The following is a 23,587-nucleotide window of genomic DNA, read 5'->3' on the forward strand; positions in this document are numbered from 1 at the left end:
TCCATCCCCGGACACCGACCCACGTCGTCACCACGGGGCCGACCGGACGGTCGGCCCCGCCTTCGTGCGGGGTCCGCGGCCGGGCCCGCTCAGTGGGCGGCGGCGCCGAACCACGTGGACAGCGGGCCGAGCAGCTCCCGCTGGTCCGCGCCGACCCACGCCACGTGGCCGTCCGGCCGCAGGAGTACCGCGGGCACGTCCAGCTCATCGCCGGCGTCGACCGCGTCGACGACGTGGTCGACCCGGTCGGCCCAGCCCGCCACCGAGAGCCCACCGGTCCGGTCGAGCAGGAGCCCGCGACCGCCGCGCATCAGCTCGTACAGGCGCCCCCGCTCGAGCCGCACGTCCCGCAACCGCCGACCGAGCAGGTCGTGCCCCTCACCCACGTCGTAGCGGACGTCGACCGCGGTGACCATCCCGGTCACGTACCGGTTCACCTCGTCGAAGTCCATCAGCCTCCCCAACAGCTCGCGCAGCGCGACCGCACCCGGCTCGTCCCCCAGCAGCGCCATCTGCGCGCGTGTGTTGTCCAGTACGCGGGCGCCCACCGGGTGCCGTTCGTCGTGATAGCTGTCCAGCAGCCTCTCCGGCGCCCAGCCCTGGACCGCGGCGGCCAGCTTCCACCCGAGGTTGAACGCGTCCTGCACGCCAAGGTTGAGTCCCTGCCCGCCGGTCGGCGGATGGACGTGCGCCGCGTCGCCCGCCAGCAGCACCCGGCCGACCCGGTAGCGCTCGGCCTGCCGGGTGGCGTCGCCGAACCGGGACAGCCAGCGCGGCGAGTGCGCACCGAAGTCGGTGCCCCCGAGCGCCCGTAACCGCTGCTGGAAATCGGCCAGGGCCGGTTCGGCCGTACGGTCCTCCGATACTCCGTCGGCGGCCACGATGACGCGGTACAGCCCGTCCCCCAGGGGCGTGGCACCGAACCGCGGCTGGGTTCTGCCGACCCGCGCGGTGACGGCGTCGATCTCCTCCTGGTCCGCGGTCAGCCTCATCTCGCCCAGCAGTGTCTCGGCCCTGGCGGGCTCCCCGGGGAAACCGACGCCGAGCTGCTTCCGCACCGTGCTGCGGGCGCCGTCGCACCCGACGAGGTAGCGCGCACGCAGCCGTGTGCCGTCGGCCAGATCGACGCTCACCCCGGTCCCGTCCTGTCCGACCCCGACCACGTCGTGGCCGCGCCGGATCTCCACACCCGCCTCGACGGCGTGCTCGTCGAGCAGCCGCTCGGTGACCGGCTGCGGAACCGCGAGGCCGTACGGGTGCGCCGTGTCCAACAGGTCCGGCCACGGCTTGGTGATACCGCCGAAGAAGCCGCCGACCTGGAACTCCTCACCGACCGCGCGGAAGCGGTCCAGCAGTCCGCGCTGGTCCATGATCTCGACGCTGCGCACGTGCAGGCCCTGCCCGCGGGACTGCCGGGTCGGCTCGGACAACCGCTCCAGCACGACCACGCTCACATCGTGCAGCCGCAGTTCGGCGGCCAGCATCAGCCCCGTCGGCCCGCCTCCGACCACGATCACATCAGGCATGACCCCCCCGTTCACCGGTACTACTCCTGTTCAGGCGCTCATTCTGCGGGACGACGGGGGTCTTGCCGCAAGCCCCGGGGTGCGCTATAGATTGAGAGTGGCAAGGAGATCCTGGACTCCTTGCCTTCGCTTTTTCCGGACGTCGTGGCATGGCGGTGCCACCGCGTTCGTCGACCCGGACAGCACAGTGCGGCCGGGGCCCGGCCCGGTTCAGGGGCGTCCGGTGGTGGGCTACTGCCCCATCAGGGAGCTCAGCAGCGGACCGAACTCCTCATCCGAGGTGTGCAGCGTGACCGCCCCCTTCTCGTGGTCGATCTCCGCGCCGACGGGGCGCAGGTCCGCGGGCACGCTCTGCTCCCGTGTGCGGGAGGAGGGGTGCCACCAGTAGAGCTGGGTGCTGATGGGCTTCTCCGCGTCGGCGGCGAAGCGCTGGGCGACCTCGCGCAGGTTCTCCATGGCCGCGATGGGGTGCGACTGGCCCAACGGGTGGGCGATGAGCACCTCGGGGACGGGCAGGACCACGAGGGCGCCGTGCGGCGCCTCCCCCAGGTGCCGGTCCAGGTCGTGCACGTTGGCCGCCGCGTAGGGGTGCTGACCGCCGATGTGCACGAGCCGCGTGCCGTTGATGTCGTGCTCGCTCACCTCGACGGGATCGGCGAGGGACGAGGCCACGGCCGCGGCGAAGACCTCGGCGTCGGACCGGCCCGAGTCCTCGTGCGCCTTGCGGGACAGGGGTTGGAGGCTCTCCGGGCTGTCGACGACGACGGTCTGCCACAGGCCGGGCGCGATCTCGCGGCTGACGAGCTGCTCCAGCACGCCCTCCGGGAAGGCCGAGACGGGGTAGAGGCGGACCCTGAGTTCCCCGGAGGACTCGCTGCCCTGCCGCGTGGCCCGGTCCAACTGGTCGACGACGTTGCGCGCGAACCCGGCCGCGTGCTCGGCGACCTTCTCGGGGGCCTCGTTGTCCATGGCGGTGCGGAAGCTCCCGATGTCGGCGGAGGCGGTGCCGCCGTTCGGCATCGGCACGAGCATGGTGGACGGGTCCTGGAAGGAGATCTCCGTGCCCAGGTCGCGGAAGGCCGCCACCAGGGCGGTGGCCACGCCGTCCGACGGGTCCACCGGGACGGTCTGTCCGCTCGGGGCGGGCGGGGCGGAGCCGGAGGAGGCGGCCGGTCCCGCATCGCGTTCCCGGGCGGCCTGGGCGACGTACCCGGCGAAGTGGGCGGCCAGGCCCTCCCACTGGTCCTCGGGCATGATGAGCGCCTGGTCGAACGTCGTGCGCATGTCGGTGTCCAGCAGGACCGAGCCGTCGGGCAGGGCCACGCGCAGGCCGGTCGGCGGGCGGTGCTCGGCGAGGAGGCCCTCACGGGAGCACGCGGCGACCAGGGCGGCGCCGATGGCCGTCGTCATCGCGCCGGTGTCGAGGGTGCGCGCCTGGTCGAGCTTGCCCCGGAGCCAGTCCGGGAGCACCTCGTCGGCACGCGGGTAGCGCTCCAGCTCCTGGGCGTAGGCGAGCGGGCTCGGCTCACGGGTCAGCTCGGGCTCGGTGTCGTAGTTGTACTCGATGTTGATCTTCCCGGTGTGGTGGACCGAGACGATCATCGACAACCAGGTGCCCTTGCCCTCCTGGTAGCAGCGCTGCTTGAGCGTCTCGGCCGCGGAGCGGGCCTCGTCGGGTACCGGCACCTGGCCCACCTGGCCGTCCGCGCCCTGGACGGCGAGCATGTCGTCGTTGAGGGCACCGATCACCCTGGCCAGGTAGGTGAGCTGCTGCCAGCCCTCGGGGGTCGCCGACACCAGGGCCTGCCCGATCTCCTGGATGAGTTCGCCCTGATCCAGGGAGCCGGGGGTCTGCGGGTCCATGTACTGCTCCGTGTCCGTGTGTGGGAATGGGGCGGATGCGCCTCCCTTCCTACCTCACGGCGGAGACGCTCCGCGTCCGTCCCCGTACCCACGGAGAGTGCCGACGGCAGGGCGGTCCCCCGTGCGGGCCGGGCGGAGTCATCGGGCGGGGGCGGAACCGGCGGCCGGTTCGGGCGGGGCGGCGGAATTCCCACCGACTCTTCGAACACCGTACGAACCCGTGTTCACTCCGCTACGTTGGGTCCCGAAAGCAGACGAACCCGGTCGGTGTAAGCGCACCGAACCGGGTTCTGACCACTCGTCCTGTCCAAACCACAGGAAGGCGGCTGCCATGCAGCCTACCGCCCCCTGCCCGGTTCCCGCTGCCGGAACCGGCCATTCCACCGCCCCTGCCCCGCCGCGGCCCGGCCCGCGCAAGCGGCCGAAGGGGATCATGAAGGACACCGGGTTCAACCCGGTCATCTGGGTCGTCCAGGCCATCCGCAGGAAGCTGATCCCGGGCTCCAGCGCGGCGCTGGTCGCCATCGGCATCGCCGGGGCCGTCGACGCGGACGGGCGGTGGTGCTTCCTGCGCCGCGCCAGCCTGGTCCAGCGCTGCGGCGAGACGCTGAGCCCGTCCACCGTCGGCCGGGCCCTGGACGAGCTGGTCCGGGTCGGCCTGGTCCGCAAGCTCCCCCGGTCCCAGGTCCGGGACTTCTTCGCCGACGACCTCGCCGCCGAGCACCGGTCACCGGACCGGCTCCCCAACGTCCTGGAGCTGCTGGTGCCCGCCGAGGACTACCCGGCCCGGGCCCTGGAGCGGATCAACCGCGTGCGCGCCGAACTGGGCGAGGAGCCGATCACCCCGGCCACCCGCCCCTCCCCCGCCCCGGGAGCGGCGTGTCATCCTGCACAGCCGACCCGTCACCATGACACCGGCGACCCCTCACCGTGCACCACAGACCTTTCCCTCGACTCCTCCCTCGGCGACGCTTCTCCGTCCGTCCGGAGGCAGGCGCCTCCGGAACCGGCCGCCGCGCCCCTGCTCGCCCACGTCCCGGACGACGCCCTCAACGATCCCGACGCCGACCGCACCGCCCTGGAACGGGCGGCGCGCCGCGTCCTCGACGAAGGGCTGGAGCCCGGCGAACTGACCGCGGTCCTCGGCAACGCCACCGCCCTGCGCCGCCCGTTCCCCGCGCTCATGCGCCGGCTGCGCAGCGCGGGCGACGCGCGGGCCTTCCTGGACGGACGGTTGGGCCGCGGCGTGGACCGCGCCGGGAGCCGGGGCGCGGGCCGGGGTGAGAGCGCAGAGGGCCCGGCCGGGGGGCTGGACGGGGGCCCGGGTGGCAAGCCGGGTGGGGACCGCCCGTGCAGGACGCCCGTACCCGCGCCGACGCCGCCGTTCGGCGGAATCCCGCTGCCCAGGGCCGCCCTGGACGACGATCCCTTCGCCCGGCCGCCGGAGTTCACCGTCGACTCGGCCGGGACCGCTCCGCGCACCTGCCCGCACCACCTCGGCGTGCGCAACGTCCCCGGCGGCCGGTGCCGGGTGTGCGGCGGCCCCTGCCGATCGGTCCCGGGCGAACTGCTGCACCCGGGCTCTTCGGAGTCATCGCCGCCAGAAGCAGAGCGCCCCGGAACAGTGCCGGATCCCGTCCCGCCGTTCCTGGAACGCCTGTTCACCCCGCCCGCCCGGCGGGAACGACCGGAACCGGAGACACCACCGCGTTCCCGCGACGAGACCGCGGACCGGCGACGGACCGTGGCCGCGCTGCGCCGCCGTCTGGCGGAGAACAGCGCGAACCGGCCCGAGCCGCGCACCGCCGCGCGCCGGTCGCGACGCTTGCCCGCCCCGCCGGGGGCAGGCAGGGCCGGAACACACCTCTGACCGCGTCGCGGCCACGACCGGCCGGGCTCCACGGTCGGAGCGGCAGGTGTGTCCAGCCGCGACGTCCATCCCCCTAGCCGACGGTGAACAGGGCGAGCCCGAAGACCCCGGCCACCCATGTCCACAGGAGGCAGAACGCCACGTGGGCGAGCGTGCGCAGTGGATCCCCCCGCCACAGGGAAGGAGAGAAGTAGACGAACTGGAACAGCCAGCGCAGAGACCAGAACACGGTCTCCGCGGCCAGCACAGCACGGCCCAGACGCCCGGCGGCCAACAGGTCAGGGGCCAGCAACAGCGGAAGGGCCCCCAGCAGAACACAGGTCGTGCCGATGAAGAAGAAGTGCGCGCCCGCCACCTGCCTGGCCAGGTCGGCCATCCGGGAGACCTGGGACGGCCAGTCGATCAGGCGCGGCAGCACCAAGTGGAACAGGCCGAGTACGACCAGGACCGCCCCCACCGCACGGAGCTGGCCCTGGAGGGAGAACAACCCGTCGGTCACCGCTGCGGCCCCGCGAAGACGAACACCGTGACCCATCCGCCCAGACGCCGTTCCGACACCAGGGACAGACCAGCGCCGCGGGCGCTGCGCAGCCACCAGGACCGCGGCATGAAGTGTGCGGCCCCGGGCCCGAAGGCCGCGATGTTGGCGGCGTCCCGGCAGTGTTCGACCAGGACGAACGCGCCGCCCGGGTTCAGGGTCCGTGCCACCTCGCCGAAGACCGCGTCCCGGTCTGCGGCGTCACGCAGCTCGTGCAGGGCGAAGGGAGCGATGACGGTGTCCATGGAAGCGTCCCCGGCGGGCAGTGCGTGGGCCGTACAGGCCACCGACCCCGGCCTGGGCGCCACCCTGCGGCGGGCCCGCCGCAACGACGACTCGACGACCGGCAGCGCGTCGTAGAGGTCGGCGACGATCTGCTCGCACTGGGGATACAGCACACTGATCACGTCGCTGGCCTCGTCCAGGCCAGAGGAGACTTCCCAATGAAGTTGTCAAGCCGCCAAGGTCACCGGGGGTGAACCTTGGTAGGGCGATCCGTCACGGAGCATGGCCCACAGGACGTTGACCCGGCGGCGCGAGAGCGCCAACAGAGCTTGCTTGTGCCCCTTGCCCTCGGCTCGCTTGCGGTCGTAGTAGGCCTTCGAGGCCGGGCACGCCCTCAGGCTCGCCAGGGAGGACAGGTAGAAGGCCCGCAAGAGCCCACGATGGTAGCGGCGGGGTCTTCGCAGGTTGCCGCTGACGCGACCCGAGTCGCGGGGTGCCGGGGCCAGACCCGCGAAGCCAGCCAGGCGGTCACCGGTGCCGAACACGGCCATGTCGCCGCCGGTGGCGGCGATGAACTCCGCTCCCAGGAGGGAGCCCATGCCGGGCAGGGTGGTGATCACCCCGGCGTGCGGATGCTCGCGAAACCGGGCCTCGATGAGGGCGTCGGTCTGGGAGATCTCGGTGTTGAGGGCCATCACCCCCTCGGCCAGGCGGGCCACCATCGCCGCAGCCGTCTTCTCCCCGGCAAGCGCGGTGCGTTGGGCCTGGGCGGCTTCGACCGCGGTCCGGGCCAGAGCGGTCGCGCCCTTGACCCCGCGTGCCCGCAGCCAGGTCTCCAACCGTTTGGCACCCAGGCGGCGGATGGCGGCCGGGGTCTGGTAGCCGGCCAGCAGCACAGCCGGGCCCTTGTTGGCCGGGTCCAGGGCTCGTTCCAGGGCGGGGAAGATCTCCAGCAGTTGGGCGCGCAACCGGTTGATCTGTCGTGTTCGGTCGGCCACCAGGTCGGTGCGGCGGCCGGTCAGGATGCGCAGGTCCACGGCGATCTCGTCGCCGGGCCGCAGCAGGCCCGTGTCGCGGCGGACGCGGGCCTGGTCGGCGATGACGAACGCGTCCTTGGCGTCGGTCTTGCCCTCGCCCCGGTAGGTGGCCGAGGCGCGGTGCACGGCCAGGCCGGTCAAGTAGGCCACGGGTTGGCCGTGGGCCAGGAGCAAGCTGATGAGCAGGGCCGCTCCGCCGTGGTTGAGGTCCACGGCCCACAGGGGGTCGGAGTCCAGGGCCAGGACGTCGCCGATCAGGTCGATCAGGTCGGCTTCGTCGTTGGCCACGCGGCGCGAGAGCAGCCGCTCGCCCTGGTCGTTGATGACCACGCAGTGGTGGTGTTGTTTGCCGATGTCCACTCCGGCCCAGATGTGGGGCACGGTCACCTCCGCCAGTTCGTCGCGGTGTCGGGTTCCCTGCAGACGACCGCGCCGGCGTTGTCCTACACAGCGATCTGGTCGCATCTCCCAATGGGCGGTCGGGTCGTCGCGGGGCTCTGGGCGGCCAAGTCTCCTGAGCCATCGAGCGGCTACGCCATGACAGCCATACCCAGAGCCCCTGGGCTAACCGATCTTACGAATGACCAGTTCAGACCCGAGAAAGAAGGTAGGACCACCATGTGCCGTCCCGGGTCGCGGGGGCGCCCCGCCCGCGCCAGCGTCGGTCCCAGCCACGTCCAGTCGTGCAGGGGTGAGCGGTCGTAGACGGCGAAGGAGGCCACGAGCGAGGCAGCGGTCCACCACGCGCCGGCGCCCGCCGCCGCCGACACCGCCGCGCGTGCGGCTCCTCGCAGCCGCCGCCCCGCCAGCGCGCCGCCGACGGCCACGGCGGTGCCCGCCAGGTACAGGGGCCAGTTGTAGGCGATGACGTGGCGCGCCCCGGACGGGCTCGGCCGGTGACTCATCCCCGCCTCCCGGCCGGTGTCACGAGGCGGCCGGGATGCCATCCGTAGTCGACACCCGCGACGTGGAAGGCGTTGGCCAGGACGGGTCGGGTCCCCCGGAAGGGGCCGTGCCGGAAGAAGGTCAGCCGCCGCACGTCCACGGCCACGGGGCGCGGCTCCCAGCTCGTCCTCAGAGCCTTGACCACCAGCACGTCACCGCTGCTCCGGTCGTGCTCGAAGGTGTGGGGCAGCGGTCCGGCGAAGCGGCGCGCGTCCCGTGCGGTGGCGAAGGGCGAGCCCTCCGGGAGGGGCACGCCGGGTCCGTCCAGCGCCGCACGGACCCGCAGGTCGGCCCGGCCGTCCTCCGATCGCACCGCGACGTCCAGCCGGTCCCCGACGCGGCGTGTGCCCAGCACCGCGCGCTCGTACCCGTAGCGGGTCAACAGCGTGCCCGCGGCGGCCAGGAGCGGACTCGACGTCTGGCTCCGCAGTACGCGCAGCCCCCTCAGCGTCCGCGTCCCGCCCGCGGTCCCGACACGGTCCACCGACAACCGCGCGAAGACCCGGTACCCCGTCATCACCTGGGCCGTGCCCAGCCACGGGGGAAGGAAGGCCGGACGCAGCCCTCGCATCGCCACCACGGCGACGGCGGCGAACCCGTACTCGGTCCCGTCCGGGGCGCGATAGGTGTCCAGTTCCAGGCCCGGCGTGAGGAGGGAGCGCAGGACGTGCGGCGGGAAGGCGTAGGTGAGCACGAGCGAGTCGGTGAAGTGCGCGCGCATCGGCAGTGGGTGCTGTTGGATCCTCATCCTCGGCCTCCGATGGTCGTGACGTACAGGCTCCCCCACAGGGGGCACCGTTCTTCGGCCGCGCGTGCGGCCGCAGCCGATCCGTCCGCTCCTCCCACACTGCGCAGCACGACGGTCCCGCCCGGCCGGACCGCTCGTTCGACGGCGGCACGCAGCCGCCTGCGGTAGGCGGGTCCTGGCCCGTCCAGGACGTTGGACAGGGTCACCGCGTCGTAGCTTCGGGCCGGCACCGACTCCAAGTGTTCGGCGACGTCGCCGAGCACCCACCGCACCGCGCCCGCGGGCCGCGCTCCCGACGGGCGGGGATCCGGCGATCGTCCGGCCAGCAGTGCCCGGAGGAGGGGGTTGTCGTTGTTCGGATGGCGGGCGACGACGCGGGCCACCCGGGCGCGCAGTGCGACGTCGAAGCGAACCGGCACGACGTGGCGAAAACCCGGCGCCAGGGCGGCCGCGAGCACCCCGACGGGCCTGAACGCCGTTCCCATGAGCAACCGCAGTCCGGGACCGTCCAGGCGGGCACGCCACCACACCGACTGGACGCGGAGATCGTCCAGGTCGAGGAACTCGGCCACGGGGGCCGACCGCCACTGGGGCAGGGCGAGGGCGGCGGCGCGCCGACCCGCCGCGAGTACCAGCTCGGCACTGCCGACGGCGGCGGGAGCCTCGCCGTCGAGGCGGGCCCGGGCGTAGGCGAGCTGTACGGGGTTGACGTCGATCGCGGTGACGTCGTGTCCGGCCCCGGCCAGAGCCGCGGCGGTGTCCCCGGCCGAGGCGATGCACAGGACGCGCGCGGGAGCCGCGGGGAAGGCCCGCGACTCCACGCGCGGGTCCTCGTACATGCGGCCGAAGAGCAGTCGTGGTCCGCGTCCCGGCACGGCCAGGATGCGTCCCGCGGACCACGGGTTGCGGGTCATCGGCGCGCCTCGGCGTGCCGTCCGGCCACGACCCACGCCAGCGCGACGATCGCCAGGTTGGCGGTGAGCATCCGGCCGGGCTCGTCGATGTTGCCGGGCGAGGCCAGCAGTCCGCCGAGATTGAACACCCCGATGAGCACCGTCTGCACAGCCGCCGCCGCGTACGGCCTCCCGCCCCACAGCACCCACAGGCCGATCGCAGCCTCCATCCCTCCGATGGCCACCAGGGCCGGGGTGACCAGGGAGTCGGGCAACAGCGGCAGGTCGGCGACGATCGCCCTGTGGTCGGCGCGCCCCGGCCAGACCTTGCACCACAGGCCTTCGTAGAACCAGACCAGTGACAGGACGGCCGCCAGGGCGAGGGTCCGAGCGGCCCTTGGGGGAAGGGTCATGGGCTCATGGAACCACCCGCCCGGCGCACGGCGCCCCCGGGGTCCGCCCTTCGCGGTTTCCGCACCGCGCCACCGGCGGGAGGCGCACCGCGAAGCCGAACGCGGCCGCGCCGGATCGAACCATCCGGCGCGGCCGCGCGTTCTACGGCGATCGGCGGGTGCGCGCGATCAGTTGGCGCTGCAGGAGACCGTCGGCCAGGTCCAGTTGCCGTTGTGGTCGATGGTCACGCCCCAGTCGTTGCCGTTGCCGTTGGAGCTGGCGGTCAGCACCTGGGAGCTGGGCCAGGTGGCGTCGACGTTCCACGTGGCGCTGATCTTCGCCGGGGAGGGCACGTTCATCGTCACGGTCCAGTCGTCGGCCCCGGACACCGAGACGTTGAGGTTGTAGCGGTCGCTCCACTGCTGTCCCGCCGAGAGCGACGCGGTGCAGCCGCCGTCGCCCGGGTCACCGGGGTCGCCCGGGTCGCCGGGGTCGCCCGGGTCGCCGCCGGAGGAGCCCAGCGTGATGTTGGAGTTCCCGCTGCTCTGGTAGCCCTCGGTCGCCATGATCATGTAGTCGTGGCTGCCCAGGTTCATCCCGTGGCTCGCCCACACGTCGAAGTGGTTGCCGGTCGTGATGGTTCCGCTCGTGCGCGGCGACTGGCGCACGCTCCAGTACTGCGGGAAGGTCTGGGTCCCGTCGATGGAGGGCGCGTCGTAGCGCATCGTCCGGTAGATGTCGTACGTTCCACCGTCGCTGGTCACGGTGCCCTGGTAGTCGCCCGTGGGCCGGTAGGTGCCCCAGTCGTCGACGATGTAGTACTCCACGAGCGGGCTGCGCGTCCATCCGTAGAGCGTCAGGTACGCGTTGCCGGACGGGTTGAAGCTGCCGGAGTACTCGACGCTTCTGCGTCCGCCGGTGCTCCAGCCCTTGCCCGCGACGAAGTTGCCGGTGTTGCTCCATGAGGTGCTGTAGTTGCCGCCGGACCCCAGCTCCATCGAGACCGAGCCGGGCGCGTCGGTCCAGAAGGAGTAGAAGTAGCCGTCGTGGTGGCCGGTCTCGTTCGAGGTGATGGCCGCGTTGGCGATGCCCGGCTGCAGGGTCGCGGTCAGGGCCAGGGCCGACGCGACGGCGCACGCACGGCCGATCAGCCGCCTGGCGCGGCCGGACCGGGAGGTCCCCGGGTGGCTGCGGCTCCGGGGGCGGACGGGGGTGTCGTAGGTGGACATGCTTCCTCCTGGGGGGATGGGAGGGACCGGGCCATGGCGGGACGGCCCGGCGAGGCCGCCGGCGTCCGGGGCGTCGCCGCCGCGTCGCGCGATGCCGTGCCACGCGGCGACCTTGTCCGGTCGCCGTCAGTGACGAGTATTCGTCCGCCCCTCTGGGGTGTCAATAGTTTCGGAAAAGGTTTCGATATTTTCCGCACCTCATTGAGAGCATTGCCCCTGGCCATCGCATCCATACCCACACAAAGACACCGAAGACAGAAATGGTACAGGCGGAGACACCTAGGAGATTCCCAACCCTTTCGAAAGCTTTCGAGTTCCTTTCGACTCTTCTGTCTCCGGTTGGCCTCGCATCGGCGGGGGTCGGTGGGCGGCACCTCGGCCACCACCGGAGGCGACTCCCCCCGCTGTACCGGCGCACCACTCCCCGTCCCCCTCCGACACACGGCCCGCTACCGTCGAGGGCATGCCCATCCCCAGTGACGAAGAGATCCGTGCCCTGCACGAGAAGTACGCGCCCACACCCGAGGCCCTCGCGCTCGTGTACACGCACTGCGAGATCGTGTGCGAGATCGCCGAGCGGCTGATCGACCGCTCAGGGCTCGCGCTCGACCGGGCCCTGGTCCGCGCGGGGTGCCTGCTGCACGACATCGGGGTCTACCGCCTGTTCGACGCCTCCGGCCGGCTCGACCACGCGCGCTACGTGAGCCACGGCGTGCTCGGCCACGAGATCCTCGCCGAGGAGGACCTGCCAGAGCCGCTGTGCCGGTTCTGCTCCCACCACACCGGTGTGGGACTCACACGCGTGGACATCCGCGAGCAGGGGCTGCCCGTCCCGGAGCAGGACTACGTGGCCGAGTCCGTCGAGGAGGAGCTGGTGATGTACGCCGACAAGTTCCACAGCAAGCGGAACCCGCCGGTGTTCCTCACCGCCGACTCCTACGCCGCGTCCGTCGCCCGCTTCGGCGAGGAGAAGGTCATCCGCTTCAAGGAGATGCGTACGCGCTTCGGCACCCCCGATCTGGCCCCGCTGGCGGCCGCGTACGGCCACACACTGGTCGGCGCCGGCGACGAGTCGGCGCCCCGGGCTGACGGGACCACCTGACCGGCGGACCGCCCCGAGCCGGGTGGGACGGCCCATGGTCGTCGCGACTCCCCGGGGTAGGAATCCACACCATGAGGGAGCACCAGGCAGCACGGGGAACCGCCCGACCGGAGGAAGAACCGGCCGGGTGTGCCGCACCGGTGGCCGAGCGACGAGACCTATCTCGGCTGGATCGAGCTGGCGGTGCGCGACGGGGAGGTGTTCGGCGACCTGTTGGCGGGCGCGGCGATCGACGCACTCGCCGACCAGGTCCGGGCGATCCACACCTATCCGATCCGCGAGGTCTACACGATCGTCTCCGCGGGACGGCCGACCGATGTCGGCCTGCGCGGCTATCCGGCGGTGAGCACGATCATCGCCGCGGGCGTGGACCGCCAACGCGAGGAACACGTCCTGGAACTCCTCTTCGGCGAGTCCGTGCACGGACTGGAGCAACTCCGGCGGCGGATCTGAACGCCGGAGTCCGCGCAAGCCCCCGCCTCGGGGCCGGACGGACCGGCCCTTCGGTCCCACAGGCCCGTACGGCGTCGGCTCAGGCCTCGACCAGGGACGCCGGGGACGGTGAAGCGGCGAGCAGCTCCTCGGGCGCCGTCAGGTACCAGGCCTCCAGCGTGAGCTCACTGAGCTCCTCCAGGTCGATGGCGTCGAGGTGGACGACCACCCAGCCGAAGCCGCCGGCCGTGAACTGGACCTCGAACACCTCGGGCCGCTCGGCCACCAGCGCCGCCTGTTCCAACAGCGTCTGCTTCAACCCGACCGTGGCGGTACGCGGCCACAGGTAGCCGAACGGCCTGCCGTGCACACGGAACGTCGTGTACTGCTCCGAGTCCCTGTGCTCACAATCCGGCAGTGCCTTCACCAACCGCAGAAACCGCTCGATCTCAACACCCATGACACGAGACAACCACACACCACCGACACGCCGTGCGGGCTCCACCCGCCACCTCGAGGGCCCCGGGCCCGGACGGGTCCGGGGGTGGCGCCGCCGGACCGGACGGTCAATCGACGTACGTCGCTCTCCGCCGAGCACAAGGGCCCCGCCACCAGGACGTCCGCCTCTGGAGCGCGCGCCCGTCCACTCATAGCGTGGCAGAGGAGTCCCACCGTCGAGGGAGACCATGATGGTCCACAACACGGATGCCCCGGTCGCGGTGGCGGTCAACGGCACGCTGGCGAGCGAGAGGGCCCTGGACTGGGCGGCGCACGACGCACGGCTGCGGGACCGCGGACTGCGCGTCGTGTACGCCTTCGACTGGCCCATGTACCACGCGCGGCCGCGCGGCCTACCGGAATTCGACGTGGACGCGTTCGCGCGCCGCGTCGTGGAGGGGGCTCGCCGACGCGCACTGCGCCAGGTGCCGGACCTGCTCGTCGAGGCGGTGCACATCACCGCGGACCGCGGGGCGACCCTCCTGCGCGAGAGCCAGAAGGCGCACAGCCTGGTCCTCGGTGCCCACCGGATGACGGCCATGGACGCCGTCCTGCCCGAGTCCACGGCTCTGGAGGTGATCGTGTCCGCCTCCTGCCCCGTCGTCGTCGTGCCCGACCGGGAACCCGGGCCCTCCACCGGCCGTGTCCTGGTCGGCGTCGACGGATCCGCGACCTCCCAGGCCGCCGTGGCGTGGGCCTTCGCAACAGCCGACGTCCGCGGAGCGGTGCTGCGTGCGATGACGGTGCGCAAAGGGCTCCTGCGAGAGCGCTTCGGCAGGCCGGAGAAGCCGTCCAGGGCCGGCGCCAGGGCCGGGGAGGCGGAGGAGGCGAAGGAGGCCGCCGCCGTGGAGGAGGCCCGGCGGAGACTGTCGGGGTGGATCGCGGACGAGCGCGCGCGGCGGCCGGACGTGCGGGTCGAAGAGGTCGTCGAGACCGGACACCCGGTCGAGGCCCTGTGCAACGCGGCCGAAGCCTGCGACCTGATGGTCGTGGGATCGCACGGGCGGGGCGGATTCGCCGGGATGCTGCTGGGCTCGGTGAGCCGCAACGTGATCTCGCACAGCCCGTGCCCGGTCACGGTGGTACGCGCTCCGCGGCCCTGACACGAACGCGACCGAGGAGGGACGCTCACAGCGGAGCGACACCCGGGGCCCCGGGGCCGTCGGCTCGCGGGGCCGTCGGCACGGGACCGACCGCGTGGAGGAGACCGTCCCACCACCGTCGGCGGGCACGGCGAGCGCCGTGGAGGAGGACTCGTTCCCGCGTCCGGTATCCACGGCGTGGCGAAGCGGGCCTACTCCGTGGACGGTCGGGAGATCGGCACCTTCTTGCTCTGCGCCTTCTGCTCGGCCAGACCGATACTCACCTCCAGGACGCCCTTGTCGTAGGTGGCGGTCACGTCCTGCTCATCGGCGTCCGCGGGCAGACCGATCGTGCGGCGGAAGGACCCGTAGCGGAACTCCGAGTGCTGCGGGGTCTGCGTGCTCTCGTTGCGCTCGGCCTCGATGGTGAGAGTCCCGTGCTCGACGGTCACGGTGAGCTCGTCGTCGGGATCCACTCCGGGGACCTCGACACGGACCACGTAGTGGTCGTCGCGCACGGCTGTCTCGACACGCAGGCTCGAGGTCCGCGTCGTGAGGAACGGGGCCTCGAACAGCTCGGACAGATCGGGGAAACGGGGAAGCCCTTCGCGGCGGGTGATGGCGTTCATGTCCTTGCTCCCTGTGCGTGGTGGGTCAAACCCTTCTCCCCCCACCTCACTCCCACTTCGGAGCCGGCGGCAGGGGCCGAACGGTTCCACCTGCAGGGTCCTCCGTCCCCTCGGCCGTCCACCGGCCGCGGGCCGGTCGGGACGTGCGCGTCCTCCCCGGGGCGCGGTGCGGACACGCGGCCGCCGACCACGCGATCCCCACCGGGGCCGGGCCCGGCCAGCACCGGCGCGCCGCGCGCCTCCGACTGCACAGAACGGGCAAAATCGGGCCATGCGAAGTGAGCTCTTCCAACAAGCCCGAGAGAACAGCCGACCGGGCATGACCCTCCAGAACCACAAGATGCTGCGCGTGGGCCTCGACGGCGAGGTGCTGGCCCGCCAGGGATCGATGGTCGCCTACCAGGGCGAGATCGACTTCTCCTACGAGGGCTCGGGCAGCATCGGCAAGTTCCTCAAGAAGTCCTTCAGCGGCGAGGGCCTGCCGCTGATGCGCGTCACCGGCCGGGGCGACGTGTTCCTGGCCAAGGACGCCTGGGACGTCCACCTCATCGACCTCGAGGACGACTCCCTCACCGTCAACGGCGCCAACGTGCTCGCCTTCGAATCCGGCCTGACCTGGGACATCCGGCGCGTCGAAGGGGCCGGGATGATGGCGGGAGGGCTGTTCAACACGGTCTTCACCGGCCGGGGGCGCGTGGCCGTCGCCTGCCACGGCTCCCCCGTGCTCATCGACGTCGACCAGCCCACCTTCGTCGACACCGACGCCGCGGTCGCCTGGTCCAGCTCACTGCGATCCGGCGTGCGCCGGACCATGAAGGCCGGGTCCCTCATCGGGCGGGGCAGCGGCGAAGCGGTCCAGTTGTCGTTCGAGGGGCAGGGCTTCGTCCTCGTCCAGGCCTCCGAAGGAGCCCCCGTCGCAGCCCAGCCGGGCTGAGCCGCCCCCGGGCCACCGCGCTCCGAGGTGCGGTGGCCGGTCCACCGGAGCGAGGCCAGAGCGCCCTGACGCGGCACGCCCGGGGCCCGTCCAAGAGCGGGAGTTGTGGAGATCCGGCGCTTGGACTTGTGGAGATCCGGCGCTTGGACCGGGGCGGCCTCCGACCGGCCGCCCCCGACCGGCCGCCCTCCCGGACCAGCGGAGCGCGTCCGATGACGCCCCGCGACGACGGACCCCTGGTGGTCGGAAGCAGCCCCCTTCGCCGTCCCCGCGACGACGCACCTCGGATACCGGATCGGGTTGAGCGGCCGCCGTGGCGCGCGCTGGACGCGTTGCGCGCCCGAGCGGTGACGGAGCCGCACGCGTGGGCCGAGAGCCCCTCCTGCGCTCGCCGGGCCAGCACGCTGCGTTCCGTGACATCGCGGCACTGCCGGAGAATTCACCGTTGTTCGTGCGCCCCTGACCCATCCGGACAATTCCCGGCAATATTCGTCAATGGTTCCGACCACGGCAGGACGGCAGGCGACTTCATAAGCCGATTCTCCTCGGCCGATGGTGGGTTGACCACGTACCACCAGGAAATGTCGACAACGTTTGGTGGCCTGGTGACACGGGCAGAAGGGTTCTCGCCCGGTTTATGGGTTTATGTCCTATTAAGTGACGGAGCCGGAGACCTGTGTGCACTTTGTTCACGGCATCGAGCCCGTCACGCACACAAGGGGGATTCCCAATGAAGTTGTCAAGCCCGAGCGGTGACAGATCGTGAGATCCTCAGGCCGCCGCAGCCAACCTCACAGGAGGAACCGCCACGTAGGACCTCCCGTCGCGGAGCATCGCCCAGAGCACGTTGACCCGGCGCCGGGCCAACGCGATCACCGCCTGGGTATGGCGCTTGCCCTCGGCCCGCTTGCGCTCGTAGAACGCCTTCGAGGCCGGACAGCAGCGGATGCTGACCTGGGCGGACATGTAGAACACCCGCATCAGCCGGCGGCTGTAGCGCCGGGGCCGGTGCAGGTTGCCGCTGATACGCCCCGAGTCCCTTGGCACGGGGGCCAGCCCCGAGACCCCGGCCAGCCGGTCCGCGCTGGCGAACGCGGCCATGTCGCCGCCGGTGGCGGCGATGAACTCCGCCCCCAGCAGGGTGCCGATGCCGGGCAGGCTGGTGATCACTTCGGCGTGTTCGTGCTCGCGAAACCGGCCCTCGATGGCCGCGTCGGTCTCGGCGAGTTCGGCATCGAGGGCGATCACCTCCTTGGCCAGGCGTTCGACCACCGCGGCAGCGGTCTTCTCGCCTCTGACGATGGTGCGCTGGGCCTGAGCGGCCTCGATGGCGGTCTGGGCCACGCGGGCGGCGTTGCGAACCTTGCGGGCCCGCAGCCACGTCTCCAGCCGGGCCCGGCCCAAGCGGCGCAGCGCGGTGGGGGTCTGGTAGCCGGTCAGCAGCACCAGGGCGGCTTTGGAGGTGCTGTAGTCGAAGGCGCGCTCCAGGGCGGGGAAGTAGGCCAGCACCTGGTCGCGCAGCCGATTGATGGCGCGGGTGCGGTCGGCTCCCAGGTCGGTGCGGCGGGCGGTGAGGATGCGCAGGTCCGCGGCGATCTCGTCGAAGGCGGCCAGGGGTTGCAGGTCGCGGCGCATGCGGGCCTGGTCGGCGATGACGAAGGCGTCCTTGGCGTCGGTCTTGCCGTCGCCCCGGTAGGAGCCCGAGGCGTGGTGGACGGTGCGGCCGGGGATGTAGACGAGCTCTTGGCCGTGGTCGAGCAGCAGGGTGATGAGCAGGGCTCCGCCGCCGCTGTTGAGGTCGGTGGCCCACAGCACGCCCTCGTCCAGGGCGTTGACGTCGGCGAGCAGGTCGAGCAGCTCGGCCTCGTCGTTGGCCACTTTCCTCGACAGCACCTTGGTGCCGTCGCTGTCGATCACGGTGCAGTGGTGGTGGGCTTTGCCCGCGTCCACACCGGCCCAGAACTGGGGCATCGGCTCCTCCGTCGTCGCAGTTGTGGGGGTCCCAGCAGACGACCGCGCCGTCGTGTCCTTACACAGCGATCCATTCGCGCATCCCAATCAGCGGCCGGGTCGTCGCGGAGCGTCAGGCGGCCAATCCCCCTCGGCCATACCTGCGGCAGACACATGACAGCCATACCTGGCGCTCCTGGGGTCCTCCCGACCCTACAGACGGTCAGGAACGAACTCCCAGAAGAAAGGTAAGGACACATGGACATGACGCGTATCGCGACGACCGCTGCCACCACGCTGGCCCTCGGCACCGCACTCGCTCTGGGTGCCGCCGCGCCGGCCCTGGCCGAGGACCCCGTTCCGCCACCGCCGCCGGACGTGGACTGCACGGACATCTCCGAGCGCAACTTCGAGGTCAGCGAGGGGGACCCGCACAACTTCGACGCCGACGGTGACGGCGTGGGCTGCGAAGAGGATGACGACATGGGCAACAACACCATGGAGGAGGAGACGCCCGACGACGACACCACGGACAACGGCACCTCCGACGACGACAGCGCGGACAACGGCGCTTCGGAGGACGACACCACTGACGACGGCACCTCCGACGACGAGACGCCGGTCGGCGGAGTGGACACCGGAGCCGGGGGCACCGCCGACAGCGCCACGAACCTCTGGCTGGTCGGCACCGGTGGCGTCCTCGTCGCGGTGGCCGCGAGCGGACTCGTCCTGAACCGCAAGCCGGGGCGCGACGGCTGATGGGCCGTCACACGCGTGCCCGCCGCCGCGGCAGCTCCATCGCCGCGGCGGTCACGGCCGTGTGCGCGGGAACCGGCGTCGCGTTCCTGACTCTGGGACTGGGGCAGGCCTACGCCCCTGCCACGCCGACCTTCGAACACCGTGCGCCAAGCGCTGCGCGCCCTGCCGAGCCGACCGCGCCGGACTCCGCCGCAGAACCCGTCGCTCTGGAGCGTTCGGCTCCCGTGGGCCTGAGCATTCCGGACATCGACGTGCACACTTCGCGCCTGGTCGAACTCGGGCTGACCCATGACCGCCGCCTCGAAGCCCCCCGGGAGTGGGAGGCCGTCGGGTGGTACTCCCTGGGTGCCGCCCCGGGCCAGGAGGGGCCCGCTGTCCTGGCGGGCCACCTGGACTCCGCGACCGGACCGGCCGTCTTCCACCGGCTGGGCGAACTACGGGACCGGGACACCGTCTCGGTCGAGCGCGCCGACGGCGTCGAAGTGAACTTCACCGTCTACGCGGTGGAGCGCTACGCCAAGGGCGACTTCCCGACGGAGCAGGTCTACGGCGACACCGGCCGCCCGGAACTGCGGCTCATCACCTGCGGTGGCGACTTCGACGCCGCCACCGGCCACTACACGGACAACGTCGTCGTCTTCGCCGCTCTCGCGGAAACCCCCGAGGCGCCCGATCCTCCATAGTCCCCGCATCGACCGCGCGACCGGACCCCGGTTGCGTCGGTGTCGGCGGACTCGTCTCAGACGAACCGACGCGTGGATGGGACCGGGGCACATGTCCGGTCTGCGTGCACGGCGAGGCGGCGGGCCGCGTGGGGTGGCCCGCCGCCGTGGCATCCCCCGAACGGTCACCCGTGGAGCAGGGGGCTCCGGTCTAGACGGTATGTAGGGAGGGTTCGCGAAGAGGCCGGGACCCCGCTCACACGTTGCCGTGGGTTGCCGACCAGGCAGAACCTGGACGGTAGTGCCTACATGTGTGGGAGGTCCCGGTGTCTTTCGAGCCTACGACCGTCGGGCTGGACGTGCACGCCCGCTCCACCACCGCGTGCGCGATCTGCGGCCCCACCGGCGAAATCAGCACCATCCGCCTGAGCAGCGACCACACCCAGATCCTCGGCTGGCTCACCGGCCTCGCGACCCCGGTCCGTGTCGTCTATGAGGCCGGGCCCACCGGCTTCGCCCTGGCCCGCACCCTGACCGGGGCCGGCCTCGACTGCGTGGTGGCCGCCCCCTCCAAACTCCAGCGCCCCAGCGGCGACCGGATCAAGACCGACGCCCGCGACGCGCTGCACCTGGCCCGCCTGCTCCGCCTCGGCGAGGTCACCCCGGTCCGGGTCCCCACCCCGGCCCAGGAAGCCGCCCGTGATCTGTCCCGGGCCCGCGAGGACGCCCGCGCCGACCTGATGCGCGCCCGCCACCGCCTGTCCAAGCTCCTGCTGCGCCAGGGTCTGCTCTGGGAGGGCAAGAACACCTGGTCCTGGGCCCACCACGACTGGATCGCCCGCCAATCCTTCACCGACCCGGCCCTGCAGGCGGCCTTCGAAGCCGCCCACGAACAGGTCCTGATGGTGCGGGACCGCCGCGACCGGTTGGATGAGGCCATCACCCAGCAGGCCGCCGACCCCGGGTGGGCGCCGGTGGTGGAGCGGCTGCGGTGCCTGCGCGGGATCTCCACTGTCACCGCGTTCGGGCTGGCCACCGAGATCGGTGACTGGCACCGCTTCACCGGGTCCAGCATCGGCGCGTATGTGGGACTGGTGCCCAGCGAGCACTCCTCGGGGTCCCGCCGTGTGCTGGGTCCGATCACCAAGACCGGCAACACCCACGTGCGCCGGCTGCTGGTGGAGGCCGCCTGGCACCACCGCCGCCCCTACCGTCAGCCCACCCGCGAGATGCGCGCCCGGTGGGAGAGGGCCCCGGCAGCGGCCAGGTCCCGGGGGCATGCGGGCAACCACCGCCTGCACCGCCGTTGGGCCCGTTTCGATGAGCGCGGCAAGAAGCCGTCGGTGGCCGTGGTCGCGATCGCCCGGGAGCTGGCCGGGTGGTGCTGGGCACTGGCAGTGGTGCAGGAGTGAGCCCTTGCGATAAGCCGACCGGTGGGAGGGCGCTGCGTGCCGCCGCGTGAGGAACGATCCGCGATACAGCTATGAGCAGCCCGGGGCTGACCCCCTGGGCCACGCTCGTTCTCTAGAGCCGCGGCCTCGTTCCCGCCGAACAGCCCGTCCTGCGGTAGCCAACCCGCGCATATCAGTCTGACCACGCGTCGTGCATGACACGCGGGCTGCAGGCTGCCTTCCCACCGGTCCCCATAACGAACCTGTGGCGCCTTCTCCGCCAGCTTCAGGATCCTCACGCCCTCGCTGGTGGTCAAGGTCGTTCGTCCCTCGCTGCGCTCGGGGCGCTCCACCTTGACTTCCAGCTCAGCGCGAGGGATCGGCATCTGTCGAAGAAGACCAGGGACCACCCCAGCAGGGAGACCAGCGGTGGCAGATCACCACCTATCACCGCTGGTCAGCGCTGCGCTCTTGACAAAAAACCCTACATATCAGATGTAGGGGCAGGAGTCGCGGTAGTCGGAGTACGGCGAGAACCAACCCGCGCTGGGAGCGGGGCAGAGGAACTGCTCGTAGCGGTCGTCCTCGTCCACGAACACCTTGAGCCAGGCGATGCTGTTGCGCGCGATCTCGGTGTTGGAGCTGGTGGGCACCATGTGGCCCTCGTTGTTCAGCTCGACGTAGGCGCGCTCGGTGTTCCAGCTCAGGCTGTTGTAGAAGGGGATGGAGTGCGAGTACACCGGGGCGATGGTGTCGTTCTCCGCGCCGATGATCATGGTGGGCACCGAGACGCCGCCCCAGGACTTCTTGGTGTGCCAGGGCGTGAGGGGGATGATCGCCCGCAGTTCGGGCCGGGCGTTGGCCAGGGCCAGGGATCCGCCGCCGCCCATGGAGTGGCCCATGGCGGCCAGGCGGTCGGCGTCGACTCGGGAGCGCTCGGAGCTGCTGGAGACCAGGTAGTCCAGAGCGGCGCCCATCTGGTAGGCGCGGTTGTCGGGCTGGTCGTAGCGGGTGTTGGTATTGATGGTGAAGGTGACGAACCCGTGGGAGGCCAGGCGCCTGCCGAGCCAAGCGGTCGCGCTCTCGCTCTCAAGGTAGCCCGGGGCGATGACGACGCCGCCGAAGGTGCCCTGGCTGGTGTCGTGGGGGTAGTAGATGGTGCCGCCGCCGAAGCCGCTCGCGTTCCAGGAGGCTACCGAGGTGCTGCCCACGCTGAACGGGCCGCTGTAGGCCTCGATGCTGCTCGTGGTGGGGTCGGGGCCGCGTTCGTAGGGGCTGTCGGCTGAGGCGGGGACCGCGGCGCCCACGGTCAGGCCGGCGGCCACGACCGCGGCCATCGCGGTCCTGGCCACGATCCGGGACAGCCGCGCCAGGGGCCTGTCTGCCTTCGTGGAGGGGGATGCTGGCGAGGGATGGGGGTTGCGCACGTCTTCTTCCTTCGCTGTGAAGGGTCACAAGGATGTGAGAGCCGGCTCCGCGGCCGTTTGTCGATGGGGGATTGTCCTTGTATGCCGGACCGCGTCCGGCCCGAGAGCAGCGGAGAAAAGGGATATCCTCCCCAAAGGGGGGATGATATGAGGTATCTCTCATCCGCTTCGAGGTTCACTATGGTGTCCTCCGCGTCAACGCACATCAGGGAAATCACCAGTGGCCGCTTTCCGTCCTGATTCGCGGAGGTGGGGCGGCCGCACAGCTCGGGCGATCCCTCCGTCCCGGCGCGGGCGGCACCGCGGCCTACGCAGGACGTCCCAGATCCCGAGCCGGGCGATGCCCCGCTCACCGGGTGAGCGGAACCTGACGTGCTCGGAGCCGACGCCCATCTTCTGAGGCCCGCACCAGCCCTCGAACGGGCAGAACACGACACTCGGGAGCCCTACGCAGCCCGACCAAACAAATCCCCCAAGCGAGGAGACGTTCGGCGATCATCCGTACTCGGACGGTCTCGCCGTCCACTGACCGAATACACACATGCAATGGGCTCCCGACAAGGGTTGAATCGAGCTATCGCTTCCGGGCTCGCCCGCGGGACGCCCAGGCCCGCGCGGACTCCGTCAGCGCAACCCTTGTCTCCCCGCCCTATGGCGACTCCGGTGGGCAGGCGGCGCGCGTAGTCGAGCGGCGGAGCCTCAGTCCCACCAGAAACTCCAGACGGGGCGATCGACGAGGCGTTCGGCGTAGCCCCGCAGCGTGTGAGGGCTGCCTCCCTGCCAGACGAGGTCCGGACAGAACGCGAAGTGCTCAGCGGCCGCACCCTCCGCCAGGGAAACAGCGGGAACCGTTCCGGGCCAGACCCTCCCGAAGGGCGCGGTCTCCGGGTGAGGAGTCGCCTCCTCCGCGTCGGGCTCGGAGGAACCGGCGTACTGCCCCCACCAGGCGGCGAGAAGCCCGGCCGGGTCGTGGTCCGCGAGTGCGGTGAATCCGTCGATCGTCGGGGCCTCCAGGAACCGGTCCGGGTCGCGGTCGAAGTCCTCCACCAGCAGCGGCCACCAGCCCGAGGCTGGTCCGGGCCACACCCACCTGGTGGGAGAGGCTGCGTTTGATGGACGGCACCCCGCTGCGCTGCGGCGCTTCCCGCGTCACCGTGAACCGCTCGGGCCTGGGCGAGATCGCGGGCTACGGGCGTGATGCCTCCCATCACGCCTTCTACTGGGGCGCCAAGCTGATGCTCGTCACGACTGCGGACGGGGCCGTGGCCGCGTTCAGCCTGGCCCACCCCAAGGAGCTGGACGAGCGCAAGCAGGCCCTGCACCTGGCCCACGTCCAGACCCTGGCGCCCAGGCCCGTGCCCGATCGTGTGCGACAAGGGGTTCGCCGGGGCCGGGGTCGAGACCGCGATGGCCGCTCTGGGACACGTGCTCATCCGGCCCCGGCGCGATGACGA

The 23,587-nt window shown here is 71.6% G+C and carries 24 protein-coding genes; 9 read left to right on the top strand and 15 right to left on the bottom strand.

The window, feature by feature from the left end; all coding sequences use genetic code 11:
* Window positions 1-89 precede the first annotated feature (89 nt).
* Together rox and M1P99_RS27060 are read right to left on the bottom strand one after the other, a co-directional pair.
* Window positions 90-1,526 carry a rifampin monooxygenase gene (rox, locus tag M1P99_RS27055; RefSeq protein WP_304455412.1) on the bottom strand — a complete coding sequence of 479 codons (1,437 nt, stop codon included), beginning with the start codon at window positions 1,524-1,526 and terminating at the stop codon, window positions 90-92.
* 231 nt (window positions 1,527-1,757) lie between these two features.
* On the bottom strand, window positions 1,758-3,389 hold the full coding sequence (locus tag M1P99_RS27060; RefSeq protein ID WP_304455413.1) for a hypothetical protein: 1,632 nt from the start codon (window positions 3,387-3,389) through the stop codon (window positions 1,758-1,760).
* Between the two features lie 433 nt (window positions 3,390-3,822).
* Between M1P99_RS27060 and M1P99_RS27065 the strand changes: the two genes are divergently transcribed.
* Complete coding sequence (locus M1P99_RS27065) at window positions 3,823-5,259, top strand: hypothetical protein (RefSeq protein WP_304455414.1); 1,437 nt, start codon at window positions 3,823-3,825, stop codon at window positions 5,257-5,259.
* A 73-nt stretch (window positions 5,260-5,332) separates the two neighbouring features.
* On the opposite strand, the gene M1P99_RS27070 is transcribed toward M1P99_RS27065, so the two are convergent.
* From M1P99_RS27070 to M1P99_RS27105, 8 genes are all read right to left on the bottom strand, one after another.
* Complete coding sequence (locus M1P99_RS27070; protein WP_304455415.1) at window positions 5,333-5,758, bottom strand: hypothetical protein; 426 nt, start codon at window positions 5,756-5,758, stop codon at window positions 5,333-5,335.
* Window positions 5,755-6,204, bottom strand: a complete 450-nt coding sequence (locus M1P99_RS27075; RefSeq protein ID WP_304455416.1) for a class I SAM-dependent methyltransferase — start codon at window positions 6,202-6,204, stop codon at window positions 5,755-5,757. Before M1P99_RS27075 ends, M1P99_RS27070 begins: the two co-directional genes overlap by 4 nt.
* Window positions 6,205-6,249: 45 nt before the next feature.
* Window positions 6,250-7,446, bottom strand: a complete 1,197-nt coding sequence (locus M1P99_RS27080; RefSeq protein WP_304455417.1) for an IS110 family transposase — start codon at window positions 7,444-7,446, stop codon at window positions 6,250-6,252.
* A gap of 143 nt (window positions 7,447-7,589) precedes the next feature.
* On the bottom strand, window positions 7,590-7,964 hold the full coding sequence (locus M1P99_RS27085; RefSeq protein ID WP_304455418.1) for a hypothetical protein: 375 nt from the start codon (window positions 7,962-7,964) through the stop codon (window positions 7,590-7,592).
* Window positions 7,961-8,752: a DUF2071 domain-containing protein gene (locus M1P99_RS27090; protein ID WP_304455419.1), complete on the bottom strand. Its 792-nt coding sequence runs from the start codon at window positions 8,750-8,752 to the stop codon at window positions 7,961-7,963. The genes M1P99_RS27085 and M1P99_RS27090 overlap by 4 nt, the downstream gene beginning before the upstream one ends.
* Window positions 8,749-9,666 carry a DUF3419 family protein gene (locus tag M1P99_RS27095; RefSeq protein WP_304455420.1) on the bottom strand — a complete coding sequence of 306 codons (918 nt, stop codon included), beginning with the start codon at window positions 9,664-9,666 and terminating at the stop codon, window positions 8,749-8,751. Before M1P99_RS27095 ends, M1P99_RS27090 begins: the two co-directional genes overlap by 4 nt.
* Complete coding sequence (locus M1P99_RS27100) at window positions 9,663-10,058, bottom strand: DoxX-like family protein (RefSeq protein ID WP_304455421.1); 396 nt, start codon at window positions 10,056-10,058, stop codon at window positions 9,663-9,665. The genes M1P99_RS27095 and M1P99_RS27100 overlap by 4 nt, the downstream gene beginning before the upstream one ends.
* A 168-nt stretch (window positions 10,059-10,226) precedes the next feature.
* Complete coding sequence (locus M1P99_RS27105) at window positions 10,227-11,267, bottom strand: glycoside hydrolase family 11 protein (protein WP_304455422.1); 1,041 nt, start codon at window positions 11,265-11,267, stop codon at window positions 10,227-10,229.
* 463 nt (window positions 11,268-11,730) lie between these two features.
* Between M1P99_RS27105 and M1P99_RS27110 the strand changes: the two genes are divergently transcribed.
* Together M1P99_RS27110 and M1P99_RS27115 are read left to right on the top strand one after the other, a co-directional pair.
* Window positions 11,731-12,369 carry an HD domain-containing protein gene (locus M1P99_RS27110; protein ID WP_304455423.1) on the top strand — a complete coding sequence of 213 codons (639 nt, stop codon included), beginning with the start codon at window positions 11,731-11,733 and terminating at the stop codon, window positions 12,367-12,369.
* Between the two features lie 129 nt (window positions 12,370-12,498).
* A complete protein-coding gene (locus M1P99_RS27115; RefSeq protein ID WP_304455424.1) occupies window positions 12,499-12,822 on the top strand; it encodes a hypothetical protein in 324 nt (107 codons plus the stop codon).
* Window positions 12,823-12,901: 79 nt separating this feature from the next.
* On the opposite strand, the gene M1P99_RS27120 is transcribed toward M1P99_RS27115, so the two are convergent.
* Window positions 12,902-13,261, bottom strand: a complete 360-nt coding sequence (locus tag M1P99_RS27120; protein ID WP_304455425.1) for an MmcQ/YjbR family DNA-binding protein — start codon at window positions 13,259-13,261, stop codon at window positions 12,902-12,904.
* A 229-nt stretch (window positions 13,262-13,490) separates the two neighbouring features.
* Here M1P99_RS27120 and M1P99_RS27125 point away from each other — a divergent pair, with 229 nt between their 5' ends.
* Window positions 13,491-14,402 (top strand): universal stress protein, encoded by a 912-nt coding sequence (locus M1P99_RS27125; RefSeq protein WP_304455426.1) that lies wholly within the window; start codon window positions 13,491-13,493, stop codon window positions 14,400-14,402.
* A 191-nt stretch (window positions 14,403-14,593) separates the two neighbouring features.
* Here M1P99_RS27125 and M1P99_RS27130 read toward each other — a convergent pair whose 3' ends face one another.
* On the bottom strand, window positions 14,594-15,010 hold the full coding sequence (locus M1P99_RS27130) for an Hsp20/alpha crystallin family protein (protein ID WP_304455427.1): 417 nt from the start codon (window positions 15,008-15,010) through the stop codon (window positions 14,594-14,596).
* 271 nt (window positions 15,011-15,281) lie between these two features.
* Between M1P99_RS27130 and M1P99_RS27135 the strand changes: the two genes are divergently transcribed.
* Window positions 15,282-15,944 (top strand): AIM24 family protein, encoded by a 663-nt coding sequence (locus M1P99_RS27135; RefSeq protein ID WP_304455428.1) that lies wholly within the window; start codon window positions 15,282-15,284, stop codon window positions 15,942-15,944.
* 771 nt (window positions 15,945-16,715) lie between these two features.
* Here M1P99_RS27135 and M1P99_RS27140 read toward each other — a convergent pair.
* A complete protein-coding gene (locus tag M1P99_RS27140; protein WP_304455429.1) occupies window positions 16,716-17,915 on the bottom strand; it encodes an IS110 family transposase in 1,200 nt (399 codons plus the stop codon).
* A 243-nt stretch (window positions 17,916-18,158) separates the two neighbouring features.
* On the opposite strand from M1P99_RS27140, the gene M1P99_RS27145 reads away from it, so the two are divergent.
* From M1P99_RS27145 to M1P99_RS27155, 3 genes are all read left to right on the top strand, one after another.
* Entirely contained in the window at window positions 18,159-18,653 is a 495-nt protein-coding gene (locus tag M1P99_RS27145) for a hypothetical protein (RefSeq protein WP_304455430.1), read from the top strand.
* A complete protein-coding gene (locus M1P99_RS27150) occupies window positions 18,653-19,336 on the top strand; it encodes a class F sortase (RefSeq protein WP_304455431.1) in 684 nt (227 codons plus the stop codon). The genes M1P99_RS27145 and M1P99_RS27150 overlap by 1 nt, the downstream gene beginning before the upstream one ends.
* A 305-nt stretch (window positions 19,337-19,641) precedes the next feature.
* A complete protein-coding gene (locus M1P99_RS27155; RefSeq protein WP_304455432.1) occupies window positions 19,642-20,727 on the top strand; it encodes an IS110 family transposase in 1,086 nt (361 codons plus the stop codon).
* A gap of 470 nt (window positions 20,728-21,197) precedes the next feature.
* On the opposite strand, the gene M1P99_RS27160 is transcribed toward M1P99_RS27155, so the two are convergent.
* Together M1P99_RS27160 and M1P99_RS27165 are read right to left on the bottom strand one after the other, a co-directional pair.
* Window positions 21,198-22,043 carry an alpha/beta hydrolase gene (locus tag M1P99_RS27160; protein WP_304455844.1) on the bottom strand — a complete coding sequence of 282 codons (846 nt, stop codon included), beginning with the start codon at window positions 22,041-22,043 and terminating at the stop codon, window positions 21,198-21,200.
* 789 nt (window positions 22,044-22,832) lie between these two features.
* The gene (locus M1P99_RS27165; RefSeq protein ID WP_304455433.1) at window positions 22,833-23,219 is read right to left on the bottom strand and encodes a DUF4253 domain-containing protein; all 387 of its coding nucleotides are present in this window, start codon (window positions 23,217-23,219) and stop codon (window positions 22,833-22,835) included.
* A gap of 26 nt (window positions 23,220-23,245) precedes the next feature.
* Here M1P99_RS27165 and M1P99_RS27170 point away from each other — a divergent pair, with 26 nt between their 5' ends.
* Entirely contained in the window at window positions 23,246-23,584 is a 339-nt protein-coding gene (locus M1P99_RS27170; RefSeq protein WP_304455434.1) for a hypothetical protein, read from the top strand.
* Window positions 23,585-23,587 lie beyond the last annotated feature (3 nt).

Origin of the sequence: Nocardiopsis sp. YSL2 (assembly GCF_030555055.1) — a bacterium.
Taxonomy (GTDB): Bacteria; Actinomycetota; Actinomycetes; order Streptosporangiales; family Streptosporangiaceae; genus Nocardiopsis.

What these genes read in the sequence shown, in the direction of transcription:
- rox (WP_304455412.1), bottom strand. Translation starts at nt 1,526, where the DNA reads ATGCCTGATGTGATCGTGGTCGGAGGCGGGCCGACGGGGCTGATGCTG.
- M1P99_RS27060 (WP_304455413.1), bottom strand. Translation starts at nt 3,389, where the DNA reads ATGGACCCGCAGACCCCCGGCTCCCTGGATCAGGGCGAACTCATCCAG.
- M1P99_RS27065 (WP_304455414.1), top strand. Translation starts at nt 3,823, where the DNA reads ATGAAGGACACCGGGTTCAACCCGGTCATCTGGGTCGTCCAGGCCATC.
- M1P99_RS27085 (WP_304455418.1), bottom strand. Translation starts at nt 7,964, where the DNA reads ATGAGTCACCGGCCGAGCCCGTCCGGGGCGCGCCACGTCATCGCCTAC.
- M1P99_RS27090 (WP_304455419.1), bottom strand. Translation starts at nt 8,752, where the DNA reads ATGAGGATCCAACAGCACCCACTGCCGATGCGCGCGCACTTCACCGAC.
- M1P99_RS27095 (WP_304455420.1), bottom strand. Translation starts at nt 9,666, where the DNA reads ATGACCCGCAACCCGTGGTCCGCGGGACGCATCCTGGCCGTGCCGGGA.
- M1P99_RS27100 (WP_304455421.1), bottom strand. Translation starts at nt 10,058, where the DNA reads ATGACCCTTCCCCCAAGGGCCGCTCGGACCCTCGCCCTGGCGGCCGTC.
- M1P99_RS27105 (WP_304455422.1), bottom strand. Translation starts at nt 11,267, where the DNA reads ATGTCCACCTACGACACCCCCGTCCGCCCCCGGAGCCGCAGCCACCCG.
- M1P99_RS27110 (WP_304455423.1), top strand. Translation starts at nt 11,731, where the DNA reads ATGCCCATCCCCAGTGACGAAGAGATCCGTGCCCTGCACGAGAAGTAC.
- M1P99_RS27120 (WP_304455425.1), bottom strand. Translation starts at nt 13,261, where the DNA reads ATGGGTGTTGAGATCGAGCGGTTTCTGCGGTTGGTGAAGGCACTGCCG.
- M1P99_RS27125 (WP_304455426.1), top strand. Translation starts at nt 13,491, where the DNA reads ATGGTCCACAACACGGATGCCCCGGTCGCGGTGGCGGTCAACGGCACG.
- M1P99_RS27130 (WP_304455427.1), bottom strand. Translation starts at nt 15,010, where the DNA reads ATGAACGCCATCACCCGCCGCGAAGGGCTTCCCCGTTTCCCCGATCTG.
- M1P99_RS27135 (WP_304455428.1), top strand. Translation starts at nt 15,282, where the DNA reads ATGCGAAGTGAGCTCTTCCAACAAGCCCGAGAGAACAGCCGACCGGGC.
- M1P99_RS27140 (WP_304455429.1), bottom strand. Translation starts at nt 17,915, where the DNA reads ATGCCCCAGTTCTGGGCCGGTGTGGACGCGGGCAAAGCCCACCACCAC.
- M1P99_RS27145 (WP_304455430.1), top strand. Translation starts at nt 18,159, where the DNA reads ATGACGCGTATCGCGACGACCGCTGCCACCACGCTGGCCCTCGGCACC.
- M1P99_RS27150 (WP_304455431.1), top strand. Translation starts at nt 18,653, where the DNA reads ATGGGCCGTCACACGCGTGCCCGCCGCCGCGGCAGCTCCATCGCCGCG.
- M1P99_RS27160 (WP_304455844.1), bottom strand. Translation starts at nt 22,043, where the DNA reads ATGGCCGCGGTCGTGGCCGCCGGCCTGACCGTGGGCGCCGCGGTCCCC.
- M1P99_RS27170 (WP_304455434.1), top strand. Translation starts at nt 23,246, where the DNA reads ATGGACGGCACCCCGCTGCGCTGCGGCGCTTCCCGCGTCACCGTGAAC.